The organism is Sideroxydans sp. CL21 (assembly GCF_902459525.1).
Taxonomy (GTDB): Bacteria; Pseudomonadota; Gammaproteobacteria; order Burkholderiales; family Gallionellaceae; genus Sideroxyarcus.
Genome location: NZ_LR699166.1, coordinates 3,374,207 through 3,390,888 on the forward strand (window position 1 = coordinate 3,374,207; position 16,682 = coordinate 3,390,888).

Here is a 16,682-nt window from a genome sequence, read left to right on the forward strand (position 1 = left end):
TCTTTATCTGAGTTTTAACGTAGCCAAACCGATGAGCACCAGCAGCATTGTGATGATCCAGAACCGGACAACAACCTGCGTCTCTTTCCAACCCTTTTGCTCGAAATGATGGTGCAACGGAGCCATCAGCAGGATGCGCTTGCCGGTTCCGTATTTCTTTTTCGTGTATTTGAAGTAAGACACCTGCAGCATCACCGACACTGCTTCCACCACGAACACGCCGCCCATGATGAACAGCACCAGTTCCTGGCGGATGATGATCGCCACCGCGCCCAGTGCCGCACCCAGTGCCAGCGCACCCACATCGCCCATGAATACTTCGGCGGGGTAGGCGTTGAACCACAGAAAGGCCAGTCCGGCGCCGGAGATCGCCGCGCAGAAGACGGCCAGCTCACCGGCGCCCGGAATCGAGGGCTCCCCCAGATATTTCGAGAATTCGGCATGGCCGGCAACGTAGGCAAAAATCGCAAGCGCTGCAGATACCATGACTGTGGGCATGATGGCCAGACCGTCCAGGCCATCCGTCAGATTCACTGCATTGCTGCTGCCGACGATAACCAGATAGACCAGCACGATGAAACCCACCATACCCAGCGGCAATACCAGATGCTTGAAGAAAGGCACAATGAGTTCGGTATGTGCGGGCAATGTCGCATGCGACCACAGGAAGACTCCGACCGACAGCGCGATGAGCGATTGCCAGAACATCTTGGCCCGTGCCGACAGGCCGTCCGGATTGCGGTGTACCACTTTGCGATAGTCATCCACCCAGCCGATGGCTCCGACGCCCAGTGTAGTGAGCAGCACGACCCAGACATACGCATTGTGCAGATCGCCCCACAGCAATGTGGTGATCGCGACCGAAGCCAGGATAAGCGCACCGCCCATGGTCGGCGTGCCGGCTTTAACCAGATGCGTTTGCGGTCCATCCGTGCGCACGGATTGGCCGATCTTCAGTGCAGTCAGCTTGCGGATCATCCACGGCCCGAGCATGAACGAGATAAACAGTGCCGTCATCGCCGCCATCACCGCTCGCAGCGTAATGTAGTTGAATACGCTGAACGTGCGCACATCCTGTGCCAGCCATTGCGCTAATGCGAGCAGCATGGTTCCTCCTTTTGCAGCGCAAGGTGTTGCACTACCCTTTCCATCTTCATAAAGCGCGAGCCTTTCACCAGTACGGTGGTTTGATTATCCAATTCCTTGTCCAGAGCAACATGCAGCGCATCGATTCCGGCGAAATGCCGTGCACCCGTGCCGAATTCGCGCACCGCCTCCTCGCTCAGTTCGCCCAGCGCAAATAGCTGCTGGATGCCGAGTTCGCGGGCAGCGATGCCGATCTCCCGGTGGAACTGGGCCGCGTTTTCTCCCAGTTCACCCATGTCGCCCAGCACCAGAATGCGCTTACCCGACACATGAGCCAGTACTTCGATCGCGGCATGTACGGAGGCAGGATTGGCGTTGTAGGTATCGTCGATCAGCATCGCGCCTTGCAAGGCCTGCTTGCGTTGCAATCGGCCGGCCACTCCGCCGAATTTCTCCAGAGCGTCGGCAATTTTTGTCAGGGGAACTTTCAGCGCCAATGCCGCCGTGGCCGCAGCCAAAGCATTGAGCGCGTTGTGCTCGCCCGGCACCTGCAATGCGACACGCAGTTCGCCCGCCGGAGTGTGTGCATGCAAGGTTCCGCCATAGCTGCCAGCCGCCCATTTGCCCTGCACCGCAGCCGGACGTTTCAGCGCAAAATCGAGCATGCTGTGTTTTCCGGCAAGACCGCGCCACAACGGTGCATAGATATCGTCGGCATTCACCACTGCCGTACCGCCATCAGCCAGCCCCGCGAAGATTTCACCCTTGGCATGCGCCACACCTTCCACGGAACCCAGGCCTTGCAAATGCGCGCCGGTTGCATTGTTGACCAGCGCCACATCCGGCCGGGCTATGCGCGTGAGGTAATCGATCTCTTTCGGATGGTTCATGCCCATCTCGATCACCGCGTAGCGGTGATTCGCCCGCAGTTTGAGCAGGGTGAGCGGCATGCCGATATCGTTGTTGAAATTGCCCTGGGTTGCCAACACACTTTCTTCGCTGCCTGCATAGCCGCGCAAGATCGCCGCCAGCATTTCTTTTACCGTGGTCTTGCCGTTGCTACCGGTGATGGCAACGAGGGGGATATCGAACTGCTTCCGCCAGTGCGCGGCGAGCCGACCGAGAGCCAGGCGCGTGTCGTCCACTACCAGGATTGGGGATTGGGGATTGAGGATAGCGCGAATCTGCTCATAGCCCTGTACGCTAACCATCGCTCCCACGGCACCGTTCTTCAGCGCATCGGCCACAAACTTGGCGCCGTCGAAATTCTCTCCCTTGAGCGCGATAAACAAATCGCCCTGAACAATCGTGCGGGTATCGGTGGATACGGCGGCGAAGCGCTCGTCCGCACCGATGTGCTGCGCATGTATTGCCTGGGCGGCTTGCGAGAGCAGCATCATATCCAGCGCTCCTCTGGCGTCCACATGCTCAGCACACGATGCGCAATTTCGCTGTCGGAAAACGGCTGGCGCTCTCCTTTGATCTCCTGGTAGTCCTCGTGTCCCTTGCCGGCAAGCAGTACGGTATCGTTGGCCTGCGCTTTGTTGATGGCATACGTGATCGCCTTGGCACGGTCTTCGATCACCTGAAAATCTCCCTGCATGCCCGTGATGATGGCATTGATGATCTCGCGCGGCTCTTCGCTGCGCGGGTTGTCGTTGGTGATGATGCGGACATCGGAGAATTTCGATGCCACCGTTCCCATCATCGGACGTTTTCCGCGGTCGCGGTCGCCGCCGCAACCGAATACACAGATGAGCTTGCCGCCCGAAGGTTCAGTCACCTCGCGCAAGGTATTCAATACTTTTTCCAGCGCGTCCGGAGTATGGGCATAGTCCACCACGACCGCAGGCGTGTCTTTGCCGCCCAGGGTCTGCATGCGGCCCGCCACTGCTTTTTGCAGCCCGAGTTCGCGCACCGCATCATTGATATCGATTTCGCTGACCAGCAACACCGCCAGCGCACCCAGCAAATTGGATGCATTAAAACGCCCGATCAGCTTGCTTTGCATTGCTGCAGTTCCCCAACTGGTGTGCAATTGCAAAATAAGTCCCTGCGCATCCATCTGCGCGAGCGTGCCGTATACCATGCGGATTCCCAGACGTTCCGCAAGTTCCAGTGAATCCCTGTTCAGCCCGTAGCCAATCACTTCCACGGACTTATCCTTGAGCTGCTCGGCCAAATCGGCACCGAACGGATCATCCAGATTGAGCACGGCATGCTTGAGTTTTTCCCAATCGAACAGGCGGCGTTTCGCGGCGGCGTAACTTTGCATATCGCCGTGGAAATCCAGATGATCGCGTGTCAGGTTGGTGAGCAACGCGACATCGAAGTTCACACCGTTCACCCGCCCCTGCGTCAGCGCATGCGAGGACACCTCCATTGTGACCGTCTGCGCACCCTCGCGCTCATACTCCGCCAATAAGCCATGCACGATCAGCGCGTCAGGTGTGGTGTTCACGGTTGCCTGCAATGTTCCGGGGAATCCGTTACCCACTGTGCCCAGCACTGCACCCTTGCGACCGAGGGCCGTATATGTTCTGGCCAGCCAGTGACTGATAGACGTCTTGCCGTTGGTGCCGGTGACACCCACCATCCACAACTTCCGCGACGGATGCCCATAAACCCGGTCAGCGATCAGGCCCGCCTGATGGCGCAGGTCGTGCACTGCCAGATTGGGCACATGCCATTCGTTGTCCCATTTGAATTCTTGCGCTTCCCAGATCACCGCGTTCGCGCCCCGCTCAATGGCTTGCGCGATGAAATTGCGCCCATCCGCCTGCATGCCGCGATAAGCGACAAAGGTATCGCCACGTTGTACGGAACGGCTGTCGGAGGTTAGTCGCGTGATGCTTATCCCGAGCGCATCCAGATCGTCGATGCGGAAACCTGTCTTGGGTATGGTCAAAGCAGCACTCATACTTCCTCCGGGACCAGGTCTGCAGGAGTCGGCTTCATCACGTTATCCAAAGGCGCGTCGTTCGGCACACCGAGCATGCGCAAAGCTGCTCCCATTACATTGCTGAATACCGGTGCAGCTACCTGACCTCCGTAGTAATCTTTGCCGCCGGGCTCATTGACCATCACCGCAACAATCAAGCGCGGAGCGGATGCCGGTGCCAGGCCAACGAACGAAGCCACGTACCGGTCGACATACTTTCCATTCTCAAGCTTGTGCGCCGTGCCTGTCTTGCCAGCTACACGATAGCCGGTAATCTGCGCCAGAGGAGCAGTTCCGCCGGGCTTGACCACCATCTCCAGCATGTCACGCACTTCTTGCGCCGTTACATCGGAAAATACTTTGACGCCGACATTTGGTGTTTCTTGTTTGAGCAGGGTGATCGATTTCAATTCGCCGCTGTTGGCGAACACCGTATATGCGCGTGCCAACTGCAAAAGATTCACCGAGATGCCGTTTCCGTACGACATGGTTGCCTGCTCGATGGGTCGCCAGGTTTTGTAATCCCGCAACTTGCCCTCGGCCTCGCCGGGAAATTCACTCCCGGTCTGCGATCCGAAGCCGCTCTCGCTAAATCCGTGCCACAAGGTTTCCGGCGGCAGACTTAGCGCAATCTTGGCAGTGCCGACATTGCTGGATTTCTGGATTACTTGAGCCACTGTGAGCGAAGCCGCGGGATGAGTATCGTGAATCGTGCGCCCGTTTACTGTTAATACTCCGCCCGCAGTATTGATGACTGTCCCCGGTTTGATCTTTCCCGCATCCAGGGCCGTTGCAATAGTGAACGGCTTCATGGTGGAACCCGGCTCGTACTCATCGGTGACCGCATGGTTGCGGAGGACCGATATATTCGGCTTTTCACGATTGTTGGGATTGTATGAAGGCCAGTTTGCGAGCGCCAACACCTCGCCAGTCCTGGCATCCAGAACAACGATAGAACCGCTCCTGGCTTTGCTTTTTTCAACTGCCTGTTTGATCTCGCGGTAAGCCAGTGACTGTATCTTGCTGTCGATACTCAGGGTGACATCGCCGCCAGCCTTGGGTGCCCGCAAACTTGCCACGTCTTCCACGATGTAACCCCGCCGGTCTTTGATGACTTGCTGGCTGCCCGCTTTGCCGCCCAGGCGTCCCTGCAGTGCAAGTTCGATACCTTCCTGCCCGTTGTCATCCACATCGGTAAAGCCGATAAGATGCGACGTGACATCGCCTCCCGGATAGTATCGGCGGTATTCGCGCTGCAGCGAAATTCCCGGTATCTCCAGTTTGACCACCTTTGCCGCCTGCTCCGGCGGCAATTGGCGTTTGAGATAGACGAACTCGCGCGATGTGTCGGCGAGCTTGCTTTTCACCTCCTGAGGCGAAATGCCGACGATCTGCGCAAGTTGGGCTATCTGAGCCGGGGATACTTCCACATCACCCGGGCTCGCCCAAACTGACTCCACCGGCGTACTCACTGCGAGTGGCTCGCCGTTACGATCCGTGATCATGCCCCGATGTGCGTGGATTTCCACAACGCGCCCATAGCGCGCATCGCCTTTTTGTTGCAAAAATCCGTTATGGATTCCTTGCAAGTAGACCGCCCGAACCAGCAGGGATGCCAGGCCAGCCAACAGCAGCACAAACAGAACCCGCGAGCGCCATGCGGGCAATGCGATCTGTCCGGAAGTCTGTATGGTTGTGGTGGCGTAGTTCATGGTTGGGTTACCACGCCGGTATCGGAACGAATATAACGAATCTGTCTGGACTGCGGTATTTGCATCTGCAATTGGCTTCCGGCGAGTTTTTCCACGCGCGCAGGCATCGCCAACGTGCCTTGCTCAAGCTGCAACTGCCCCCACTCCACGTCCATCTGCTGCGCCCTGTCCTTTTCCTGCTGCAATTCAACAAACAATTTGCGTGCCTTGTGTTGCGAGGTCACTACTCCTAACGCGCACGCTATGACAAGACAAAGCAGCAAGACGTTCAGCCTAGCCACCCGCGGCCTCCAACAACAATGGCGATGAATCACTCCTGAGAATTGGACTTACCATTAGTCCTTCCCCCACCCGAACCCTCCCCCGGAGGGAGAGGGGCCAACCGTTACGCTTCGCGTGCCTCATCACAACCGCTCCGCTACTCTTAACACCGCACTGCGCGCGCGCGGATTTGCAGCCACTTCCATTTCCGATGCATAGACCGGTTTACCCACCACACGCACTTTACCTTGTGGCACATCGGCGGCACGGATCGGCACCCCCTTCGGCAGCTTGTCGCCCTGCGCCATTTCACGCATGAAGTGCTTGACCATGCGGTCCTCCAACGAATGAAAGCTGATCACCGCCATGCGTCCGCTGGCTTTCAGGTGATCCACACACTGCGGCAACACGCTCTCGAGTTCTTCGAGCTCGCGGTTGATATAAATCCGTATAGCCTGAAAGGTACGAGTCGCCGGATTTTTGCCGGGTTCGCGCGTATGTACACACTTCGCGACAATGTCGCTGAGCTGTTTCGTGGTGAGGATCGCGTGTTCCTGGCGCGCAGCAACAATCGCCCTTGCAATCTGCCTAGCAAACCGTTCTTCGCCGTAATCAAATATCACCTCCGTCAGTTCGCCCTCATCCGCCGTCGCCAGCCATTCCGCCGCCGTCTGCCCCCTGCTTGTATCCATGCGCATGTCCAGCGGCGCATCGAACCGAAAACTGAATCCGCGCTGTTCGTCGTCCAGTTGCGGCGACGACACTCCCAAATCGAGCAACACACCATCCACCCTGGCTATGCCGAGTCCGTTCAACACGGCACTCAGATTTTCAAACTCACTATGTTCCAACTGAAACCGCGCATCCTTGATCGTGCGTCCTGCCGCTACTGCCGCCGGGTCCTTGTCCAGCGCAATCAGCCTGCCGCGTTCACCCAGCTTTTCCAATATCAAACGGCTATGACCGCCGCGCCCAAACGTGCAATCCACATAAACGCCATCAGCCTTCACCTGCAAGGCTTCGACTGCTTCATTCAACAGGACGGTCGCGTGGGCCATGTTCTGGCTCACAGCGTGAAACCCTCCAACTCCGGCGGCAAATTGTCTGCCGAGAATCCGGTCATCTTCTCGTTCTGCGCCTGCCAGCGCGCCTCATCCCACAACTCGAATTTATTGCCTTGCCCCACCAGCATCACGTGTTTGTCCAGCACCGCATAAGTACGCAACGTGGGCGAAACCAGAACGCGACCCGCGGCATCCATCACCGTATCTTCGGCATGACCAACAAGGAAACGTTGTAGCGCGCGTATGCGCGGATCGAAAGCGGAGAGCTTCATCAGTTTTTCGCGGATGGGCTGCCACTCGGGTTGCGGATAGACCAACAGGCATCCGTCGGCATCGGCAGTCAGCACTAGCTGACCTGCACAATGCGCAAGCAGCATGTCGCGATACCGCGCCGGTATCGCGAGCCTGCCCTTGCTATCCAGATTAAGTTGCGTCGCTCCCTGAAACATCCCGATTCCCCACCTTTACCCACTTTTTACCACTTACAGCCACTATATTGAAAAACAATGGGGTGGTCAAGCCAGAAAATGGGATTTTTCTTTACGGGACAATGAGTTAGCGCACATAGTTAATGCAAAACAAATATGCTTAAAAAGCAATGGATTGCGCTAGTAAGCTAAAGTTGTTTGTAACGGAGTGCTGGAAATTTGGGCGATTTGCCCTGTTTTCGAGCCTCAAATTTATCGAAGCCCAACTTGACCACAAAAGAGGTGAAGCCAGCCGGTAAGCCGGGTTCTGTCGTGGACAGTCATTCCTCCAAGCGTTTCGTTACCTGACGCTCAAGCAACCTACCCGCTGGTGACGCAACTTACGTCATGGAAGTTGACGCAAACTAATGTTTCACTGCGCCCATGTCATATGGCGCACTAATAGGCAAACCGAAAAAGTCTGTCCATACCGGGACATTTGCACCGGTACCTATCGCATAGCTACCAGTACCTGGTTTGAAGTCTGATGGGTTAACCGGAGGTGTAACAGCATACAAGGGGTCGACAGTCTTCATCTGCGCTGTTGTCGAATTAGGGGCCACGATGCTCCCCGCTTTGGGGGTTCCATATATAACGGATGTCTGCCCATTGGTGGATAAAGGGGCGTACACAAGATTGTTTTCCACGTCCACAGTGGTCGATGTGGTATTTAGTTGCAGGAAATTTATGTTATTCCCCCCTATTGCATAGCCGGAATAGTAGGAATTGTTGTATGCCATCAAATCGTCAGGGGCAACAGAAATGTTTCCACCAACTTCAGCTATAAAAGCAATGGCATTTGCCGGCCCCCCCGCCACCTTCATATCGAACGTATTGTTTCTGACGGTGTAGTCGAAGCCATCGAGATAAAGCGCGACAGATACAGTACTATTTTTTGCAGCGAAGTGGTTGCGCTCAATCACAACATCCCTGATCCGTTCATCGCTCCCCTGACTCTGCGGCGCGGCGGCGACCATGTAATTGTTACTGCCACTGATGAATTGGTTATCCGATATTTCCACCCATCTGGTATATCCCTTGCCCAGGCCTGCTATGTCCACTGCTGGGCATCCAGCGGCAGTGGGACACCAGGGATTTGGGTCGATATCGCCGGCCCCGCCCCATGCTGCCGGAAATCCAGGAGCCATTAGCTTGATGTTTTGTTCTGTTGGTCCCGGATGTGCCAGCGTGTTATTTGTTATTGCTGCCTGTCCCAGGTAAGTGAACCTGACCACATGAGATTCAGTAGTCAATGCTGTTCCACCCAGATCAATTGAGTTTCCTGAAAAAAAGACACGATCCCACTCATGTAGACACCGTAAGAATAAGTAGCTGTGTTTCCTACAGTACCAACTTGTGGATTGAAAATAGTGGAATCTTGAAGAGTAATTCCTGTCCATATGTTATGGCAACACCATCCAGTGTTGTTATACAAATCCAATCCCTGATCGCCATTTCCGAACGCGGCACGTTGTCCACTCATGGAAAGTCTTAGAAATGTTAGATTATTAAACTGCCCTGCCATATTCACTGCTGAAGTTGAGCTTGCAATTGTGCCGCCTGTTGCCATTCCTATGAAGTTCAAATCCATTACGCGCCAGTCAGCCAAAACACCACCTATGCAAGATCCGGGATTAGAACAGCTATTTACTGAAGGATATTGAAGTTTTCCAAAAAGCAACTGAGAATCGTCCATAGTTCCTGTTATAACAGGTGTTGCACCTGTACCATAAGAGCCGATGATTCCGGGGCCATTGATGTAGAGATTAAACGACACTGATTGTGAAAAAGAATCACCCCTCTTAAATAAAATCCTTTTGCATATAACACCAGTACCACATCCGTTGCTGCCAGTTGCAGTTTTCATCGCTGTATCAAATGCGGATTGCTGCAAAACAGTTGCCCCGGGTGGACATCCATTATTTCCGGCAATAGGCGTTGATGTGGCTGCAATGCAAATGGTATTAGTGGAAAACACTATAGCCGGATCAGTAACAACTATTGAAGGCAAGGTGACTGAATAGGATGCCGATCCATCATATACGGTCAATTTTGGCGTAAAGGTACCTATATTTTCATACACATGCCCTGCCACTGCGCCTGTTGCCGCATTTCTGCTCGACACTCCAGGAGTTGAACCATTTGCCCAGGTTGTACCGCTTACCGGACTGCCAGTAGGATCTCCAAAATCCCAGGTGTACTGAAGTTTATGGAATGGCTTGGTGGTCAGTGCCGAAGTCGTGGCGGTGGCATCGAAGAACACCGACAAGGGAGCAACACCGGTGGTGCGGGATGTTGCGGCTGTGAACGAATCTGTTAATGGCGGGGTGAGATTTGGCGGATTGCCAATTGGCGTACTGCCAGTTGCTACGGGGCCAGTTGGTGGAGTAGCAGTGGCACTTCCAACGCCAGCTCCACCTCCGCATGCACCAAGAGAGAGAACTGCGAATAGCACAGAGAACTCTACGATAAAGCGTTTGAATGCCAGTTTTTTGATCATCATAACCTCAGAAGATAATCCTTAAGATCAGCGTTGCCCCAACTCTGACCGATGAAATATATACGTAGAAATGAACGGGGCTGATTAATGATTCACGGCACCCATGTCATATGGTGCGCTCCTGGGCAAACCGAAAAAATCTGTCCATACCGGGACGGTTGCACCGGTACCTCTCGCATAGCTACCAGTACCTGGTTTGAAGTCTGATGGGTTAACCGGAGGTGTTGCAAAATATAAGGGGCTAACAGTCATCATCTGCAATGTTGTCGAATTATTGGCGACTATGCTTCCCGCCTTGGGGGTCCCGAATATAAGGGCATTTAGCCCATTAGATATACTGGCATTGGGAGCAAAAGCGATATTATTTTCCACATCCACAGTGGTGGTTGCGGTGTTTACTTGCAGGAAATTTATGTTATTCCCAGATATTGCGTAGTCCGTATAGTAGGAATTGTTGTAAGCCATCAAATCGTCGGGGGCAACAGAAATGGTGCCACCAACTTCGGCTATAAAAGCAATGGCATTTGCCGGATCCCCCGCCACATTCATATCGAACGTATTGTTTCTGACGGTGTAGTCGAATCCATCGAGATAAAGCGCGATGGTTACAGTACTATTCTTTGCTGCAAAGTGATTACGCTCAATGACCACATCCTTGATTCGTTCATCGCTATTCTGATTCTGCGGCGCGACGGCAACCATGTAATTGTTATATCCACTGATGAATTGGTTATCCGATATTTCCACCCATCTGGTGTATCCCTGGCCCAGGCCCTGAATATCCGGTGTCGGGCACCCCGCGCCAGTCGGGCAGTAAAAATATTGGTTGGTATCGCCAGCCCCGCCCCATGCTGCCGGGAATCCCGGCCCCATCAGCTTGATATTCGATTCAGTAGGCCCCGGATGTGCCAATGTGTTGTTTGTGATTGCAGCCTGTCCTAGGTAAGTGAACCTGACCACATGAGATTCGGTATGCGCCGCCGTACCACCGAGGTCAATCGAGTTCCCTGAGAAGGCTACCCTGTCTCCGCTCAGGTACACCCCATACCCATACGTTGATGTGTTTCCCGGCGTTCCAATTATCGGATTGAAGATAGTGGAGTCCTGCATGGTTATACCTGACCAGATGTTATGGCAGCACCAACCGGTATTGTTGTTCAGGGAAAGCAGAATGTCGTTATCGCCAAATGCATTGGCTTGCCCGCTCATGGAGAGTCTTAGAAAGGTCAAGTCGTTGAACGCACCATTCAACCCGACTGCGCCTGTATTGATCGCAGTTGGATCGGTTGCTGCCAGGCCTTTGAAGTTCAGATCCATCACACGCCAATCGCTAAGCGGTGTGTTCGCACAGGAAGCTGGACTGGCGACACAGTGGTTCACGGAGACATGGTAAAGATCACCGAAGACCAGTTGCGCCCCATCGAATGTTCCCTGGATTACGGGCAGTGCGCCGGTGCCATAAGAGCCGATCAGTCCCGGGCCTTGAGTGGTTATAGTGACCGAGGCAGTATCTGTAAATGTATTGCCTCTGTTGAATAGAATACGCGTGGCGCCAGATGCTATGGCAGTATTCATGGCCGTCGCAAAGTTGGATTGCATTGCAACTGCCGCTCCGGTCGGACATCCCCCAGACCCTGCAACGGGGGGTGCAGTTGCCGCGAAACAATATGTTTTGGTGTTGGCGAAAGTCGTATTGGGATCGGCCACTATGATCTGCGGCAAACTCACCGAATGAGACGACACCCCATCATAAATTGTCAGGATTGGTTGAAATGTACCGGGGTTTTCATACACATGTCCGGCCACTGCGCCTGTAGCGGCATTTCTGCTCGACACCCCAGGCGCAGCGCCATTAGCCCATGTAGTACCGCTGACTGGACTGCCAGTCGGATCCCCGAAATTCCATGTGTACTGAAGCTTATGGAATGGCTTGGTGGTGAGCGCTGAGGTGGTCGCGGTGGCATCAAAGAACACCGACAAGGGGGCAACGCCGGTGGTGCGGGATGTTGTGGCCGTGAACGAATCTGTTAATGGCGGGGTGAGATTTGGCGGATTGCCAATTGGTGTACTGCCAGTTGCTACAGGGCCGGTTGGTGGAGTAGCAGTGGCACTTCCAACGCTAGTTCCACCTCCGCATGCACCAAGGCAGAGAATTGCAAAGAGTCCCCAAACCCTCATGAAAGAACTCTTTGGAGCAATTTCTCTGATCATAACTTCCCGCCGATAAATGAATAAAGATGGATTGGGATAAAGTGATATTTTGGGTTGCACCGGTCGGAAGAGTGGAACACAACGGCTTTCGCGCTTTTTAACTGGCAAGTCAATATTGCAAACAACTTAAAGGTGCTCGAATGTTTTTCGAGTGTCGCCGCAACTTGCTTCTTCCTGCCCTTTGCGCCCATCAAGGACTCAACAGAACCGATGTCTGCTCTCATGCTATCGTCTGAGTAAGTGACTGTTACCCTACCCTATCCGGCCACTCCAACCCAGTCAATATGCCAAACGGCCTAGATACTTCGCTATAACTTCAGGCTGGCCTTACCCAAAAATAATCGGGGAATGAAGGTGCACGTGATCAATTGCCGCACGCAGATATGGATAACACCGACTGTTGCCGCGTTGAATAATGCTTCAGGAGATGTCGGGATGAGAGCCGCTCCCGGCGAGGCATAAGAATCAGGTGAGCGCCGAGGGTCTAAAAAACTGACCCGCACTCATTATCCAGAAATCCGGTCAGATTGCCCCTTCGACGATGCACTAAAGGCCTTGTCGAAATTTGAATGGATTCTTGTGCTTCGACAAACTCATTCCAATTCTATTTCAATGCTTGAATTTACTCCCTTCTCCCGCCTGCGGGAGAGGGAATGCCCCGATTCACTATTGATTGAGAAATGGAATCAGCACGAGCGGCAGTGAAATTCAAAGCGTGCCGGATCAATAGTGATGAAGGCTGGATGTTTAGTGCATTGCCCTCGATTGAAGCCTCGAATTTATCGAAGCGCAACTTGACTACAAAAGAGGTGAAGCCAGCCGGTAAGCCGGGTTCTGTCGTGGACAGTCATTCCTCTAGGCGTTTCGTTACCTGACGCTCAAGCAACCTACCCGCAAGCGACGCGAGCCACGTCATAGCTTGCCTATTTGGTCTTGCTCCAGATGGGGTTTACCCTGCCACTGATGTTGCCACCAGTGCGGTGAGCTCTTACCTCGCCATTTCAACCTTACCTGATCCCCTCTCAATCATCGCAGCAGCTTTCACCACTGCTCTTCTTGAGAAGACTTTGCCGTTCTTGCGAACGGCAAAGTCGGGCCATCGGCGGTGTATTTTCTGTGGCACTTTCCATCGCCTCACGGCGTCCGGTCGTTAACCGGCATCCTGCTCTATGGAGCCCGGACTTTCCTCTACACAGCATAAAGTGTGCAGCGACTGTCTAGCCAGCTTCGGGGCGAAGTCTATCACGGAGCGGGGGCCGGATTACCTGGCTTTGTCTTGCAGTGCCTGTCCCGTCTTTTCCAATGCCTTGCCGCTCTTTTCCAGCGTCTCGCTGCCCAGCTGTTTGGCCCGGTCAACCAGAGACTCTTTTGCGAACGGATTGGAGAACAGCGGTCTGTCGCGACCTATATTGATGCCCAATGCCATGCCGATGAATACACCGATCACCAAACCGATCAATATGGCTTTAAGTTGTTTCATTTATCCCCCGATACGATTACTGAGATTCAGCTGCGGATTAATGCTGACTCATCCCTCAACGACTTGCATGCTCACGCCCAGCACTTTCCATTGCCTCATTTCTTCCAGCAGTGCAGCTTCGGTGAGCGGATTCTGCACCAGCCAGCCCGGGGCGAGGACGAGGTGAAATTTGGTACCGCTGAACCGCCCCCGCATTGCGGGCAAATCGACGTCCCCGCGGTTGCGATAGATGAGCGCCGCCAGACGCAGCGCCATCGCCTCGGCCAATATCTCCTGCGTGTCCAGCTTGCCGCGCAATTTTTCCAGGCCGCCGCGATGTGCCAGCGTCAACAGGCTCAAATGACTTTGTTCGGTTTTCGAGAAACCCGGCATATCGGCGTTGGCAAGAATATAGGCGGTGTGTTTGTGGTAACCGCTATGCGCGACGCTGATGCCGATCTCATGCAGGTTCGCCGCCCAGTTGAGCAGGTGCAATTCTTCGTCGCTCAACCGGCCTTCCAAAAATTGCTTCGCCAGAAAGTCTGCAAGATGCGCCACCCGCATTGCCTGGCGCACATCGACATGGTAGCGGCGCATGAACTGTTGCATGGTGACTTCGCGCATGTCGTTGTGATGGAAGCGCCCCAGCAGGTCGTAAAGCACACCTTCGCGCAATGCACCGATCGCGGGCTGCATGTGCTCGATGCCGAGTTCGCAAAAGGCCGCGTACATGATGGCGTAGCCGCCGGCCAATACCGAGATGCGATCCGGTTTGAGTCCGGGCAAATCGAGTTTGTTTACGTCGCCCGCCTTGAGCAACTGAACTCGCAACTGCTCCAGCCCGTCGAGCGTGAGGCCGCCCGCGCTATAGCCGTTTTGTTCGAGAATGTCACACAGCACCCGCGCACTGCCCGAAGAACCGAACGCAACGTTCCAGTGACCTTTGGAAAATTCGGAAGCGATGGCCTGCACTTCGCTGCGCGCAGCCAGTTCCGCCTGCTTGAGATTGGATTTGTTGATCTTGCCGTCAGGAAAAAAGCGCACGCTGTAGCTGACACAGCCCATGTACAGGCTTTCAAGTTTGAGCGGCTGCAGGCCGTTGCCAATGATGAATTCGGTGGAACCGCCGCCAATGTCCATCACCAGCCGCTTGCCTGCCGTTTGCAGCAGGGTACGCGCCACGCCAAGGTAGATCAGTCGTGCCTCTTCACGCCCGGCGATGACGTCGATGGGAAAGCCGAGCGCCGCCTCTGCCTGTTGCAAAAATTCGGGAGCGTTCTTGGCGACGCGCAAGGAATTGGTGCCTACCGCACGCACCGCTTCGCGCGGCAGGCCGCGCAACCGCTCGCCGAATTTCTGCAGGCAGGAAAGCGCGCGTTGCTGCGCCGGTTTGTCGAGACGCTTGTCTTCCGTTATGCCGGCGGCCAGACGCACGGCTTCGCGCAAGCCATCCAGCATATAAAGCTGGTCATTCTCCACACGGGCGATTTGCAGGCGAAAACTATTTGAGCCGAGGTCGACTGCGGCAAGTATTGGCTGTTGCACGGGCGTTTATTCGAGTACTTCGCGTTCGATCTCTTCCACGGTCACGTGGCGCACATCGCGGCCTTTGACCATGTACACCACGTATTCGGACATGTTCTTGGCGTGGTCTCCGATACGCTCGATAGCCTTGGCCACGAACAGAATCTCCAGTGAAGTGGAGATCGTGCGCGGGTCTTCCATCATGAAGGTAATGAGATAGCGCATGATGGCGCGGAACTCCTCGTCCACCAACTCGTCCTGGCGCACCACTTGGGCCGCTGTGGAAAGATCGAGGCGCGCAAATGCATCCAGCGACTTGCGCAGCATGTCCAGCGCGATATCAGAAGCATGCTTGATCTCGTTGTAACGGGGCAGGTGCAGACGTTCTTTCTGGGACAGCAACTTGGCCATGCGTGCGATTTTCTCGGCTTCATCACCGATACGCTCCAGATCAGTGATGGTCTTGATCACGGTCGTTATCATGCGCAAATCGCCCGCCGCAGGCTGGCGACGCACCAGAATGCGGTTGCAGCTTTCATCAATCTCGACTTCCATCGCGTTCACGCGATGATCGTCTTCAATCACACGGTTCATCAAGCCCACATCGCCGGAAAGCAGAGACTCGACCGCCAAGCGGATCTGGCTTTCCACCAGCCCCCCCATCTGCAACACCCGGGCGCGAACCGCTTCCAGTTCCGCGTCGAATTGTTTCGAGGTATGTTCGCTACCGACCATGATAATTCCTTAAAAATTGCTGCAAATGATGGATGCTACGGGCGTGCGGTTAAGGTTTTGTTACACAGTAAGCGTCTTGACACCGTCCGGCGTGCCAAGCAGCAACACATCCGCCGCACGACGCGCGAACAATCCGTTGGTCACCACGCCGGCCATTTGGTTCAATGTGGTTTCCAGTTCCACCGGGTTCATGATCTGCAAGTTGTGGACATCCAGGATGACATTGCCGTTATCGGTGGTGAAACCCTCGCGCAATTGCGGCTGCCCGCCCAGTTTGATCAGCTCGCGTGCAATATAACTGCGTGCCATGGGAATCACCTCGATAGGTAGCGGGAACTTGCCCAGCACGTCCACCAGCTTGGAGGCATCGCACACGCAGATGAACTTCTTGCTGGCCGCCGCCACGATCTTCTCGCGCGTCAGTGCCCCGCCGCCGCCCTTGAGCATGTGCATGTGTTTGGTGATCTCGTCCGCACCGTCCACATACACCGGCAACTCGCCCGCCTCGTTCAGGGACAGCACTTCGATGCCGTGTCCTTGCAGGCGCTTGGTAGAGGCCTCAGAACTGGCGACCGCACCGCGTATCCTGTTTTTGATCTTGGCCAGCTCGTCAATGAAGAAATTGGCGGTGGAACCCGTGCCCACGCCCACAATGCAATCATTCGGTACATAAGCGATTGCCGCCTGGGCGACCGCGCGTTTCAAATCATCTTGTGTCAATG

General features: G+C 54.8%; 15 protein-coding genes and 1 other RNA gene. All 16 read right to left on the reverse strand.

What is annotated here, in order from left to right; translation table 11 throughout:
- Positions 1–3: 3 nt before the first annotated feature.
- On the reverse strand, positions 4–1,107 hold the full coding sequence (mraY, locus tag QOY30_RS16105; protein ID WP_283745639.1) for a phospho-N-acetylmuramoyl-pentapeptide-transferase: 1,104 nt from the start codon (positions 1,105–1,107) through the stop codon (positions 4–6).
- A complete protein-coding gene (locus tag QOY30_RS16110; RefSeq protein WP_283745640.1) occupies positions 1,092–2,486 on the reverse strand; it encodes a UDP-N-acetylmuramoyl-tripeptide--D-alanyl-D-alanine ligase in 1,395 nt (464 codons plus the stop codon). Before QOY30_RS16110 ends, mraY begins: the two co-directional genes overlap by 16 nt.
- Positions 2,483–4,006, reverse strand: coding sequence for a UDP-N-acetylmuramoyl-L-alanyl-D-glutamate--2,6-diaminopimelate ligase (locus tag QOY30_RS16115; RefSeq protein ID WP_283745641.1), 1,524 nt, complete (start codon positions 4,004–4,006; stop codon positions 2,483–2,485). The genes QOY30_RS16110 and QOY30_RS16115 overlap by 4 nt, the downstream gene beginning before the upstream one ends.
- A complete protein-coding gene (locus tag QOY30_RS16120; protein WP_283745642.1) occupies positions 4,003–5,739 on the reverse strand; it encodes a peptidoglycan D,D-transpeptidase FtsI family protein in 1,737 nt (578 codons plus the stop codon). The genes QOY30_RS16115 and QOY30_RS16120 overlap by 4 nt, the downstream gene beginning before the upstream one ends.
- Positions 5,736–6,020, reverse strand: coding sequence for a cell division protein FtsL (ftsL, locus tag QOY30_RS16125; protein ID WP_283745643.1), 285 nt, complete (start codon positions 6,018–6,020; stop codon positions 5,736–5,738). Before ftsL ends, QOY30_RS16120 begins: the two co-directional genes overlap by 4 nt.
- Before the next feature lie 123 nt (positions 6,021–6,143).
- Entirely contained in the window at positions 6,144–7,058 is a 915-nt protein-coding gene (gene rsmH, locus QOY30_RS16130; RefSeq protein ID WP_502958717.1) for a 16S rRNA (cytosine(1402)-N(4))-methyltransferase RsmH, read from the reverse strand.
- A gap of 8 nt (positions 7,059–7,066) precedes the next feature.
- Positions 7,067–7,513, reverse strand: coding sequence for a division/cell wall cluster transcriptional repressor MraZ (gene mraZ / locus QOY30_RS16135; protein WP_283745645.1), 447 nt, complete (start codon positions 7,511–7,513; stop codon positions 7,067–7,069).
- Positions 7,514–7,896: 383 nt separating this feature from the next.
- A complete protein-coding gene (locus QOY30_RS16140) occupies positions 7,897–8,784 on the reverse strand; it encodes a hypothetical protein (RefSeq protein WP_283745646.1) in 888 nt (295 codons plus the stop codon).
- On the reverse strand, positions 8,781–10,034 hold the full coding sequence (locus QOY30_RS16145; protein ID WP_283745647.1) for a hypothetical protein: 1,254 nt from the start codon (positions 10,032–10,034) through the stop codon (positions 8,781–8,783). Before QOY30_RS16145 ends, QOY30_RS16140 begins: the two co-directional genes overlap by 4 nt.
- An 81-nt stretch (positions 10,035–10,115) precedes the next feature.
- On the reverse strand, positions 10,116–12,242 hold the full coding sequence (locus QOY30_RS16150) for a hypothetical protein (RefSeq protein WP_283745648.1): 2,127 nt from the start codon (positions 12,240–12,242) through the stop codon (positions 10,116–10,118).
- On the reverse strand, positions 12,239–12,466 hold the full coding sequence (locus QOY30_RS16155; protein WP_283745649.1) for a hypothetical protein: 228 nt from the start codon (positions 12,464–12,466) through the stop codon (positions 12,239–12,241). The genes QOY30_RS16150 and QOY30_RS16155 overlap by 4 nt, the downstream gene beginning before the upstream one ends.
- Positions 12,467–13,049: 583 nt before the next feature.
- Positions 13,050–13,471: RNase P RNA component class A (gene rnpB / locus QOY30_RS16160), an RNA gene on the reverse strand.
- A 32-nt stretch (positions 13,472–13,503) separates the two neighbouring features.
- Positions 13,504–13,722, reverse strand: a complete 219-nt coding sequence (locus QOY30_RS16165; RefSeq protein ID WP_283745650.1) for a hypothetical protein — start codon at positions 13,720–13,722, stop codon at positions 13,504–13,506.
- A 48-nt stretch (positions 13,723–13,770) separates the two neighbouring features.
- A complete protein-coding gene (ppx, locus tag QOY30_RS16170) occupies positions 13,771–15,246 on the reverse strand; it encodes an exopolyphosphatase (protein WP_283745651.1) in 1,476 nt (491 codons plus the stop codon).
- Between the two features lie 6 nt (positions 15,247–15,252).
- The gene (phoU, locus tag QOY30_RS16175) at positions 15,253–15,960 is read right to left on the reverse strand and encodes a phosphate signaling complex protein PhoU (protein ID WP_283745652.1); all 708 of its coding nucleotides are present in this window, start codon (positions 15,958–15,960) and stop codon (positions 15,253–15,255) included.
- 60 nt (positions 15,961–16,020) lie between these two features.
- A complete protein-coding gene (rpiA, locus tag QOY30_RS16180; protein WP_283746078.1) occupies positions 16,021–16,680 on the reverse strand; it encodes a ribose-5-phosphate isomerase RpiA in 660 nt (219 codons plus the stop codon).
- Between the last annotated feature and the right edge of the window lie 2 nt (positions 16,681–16,682).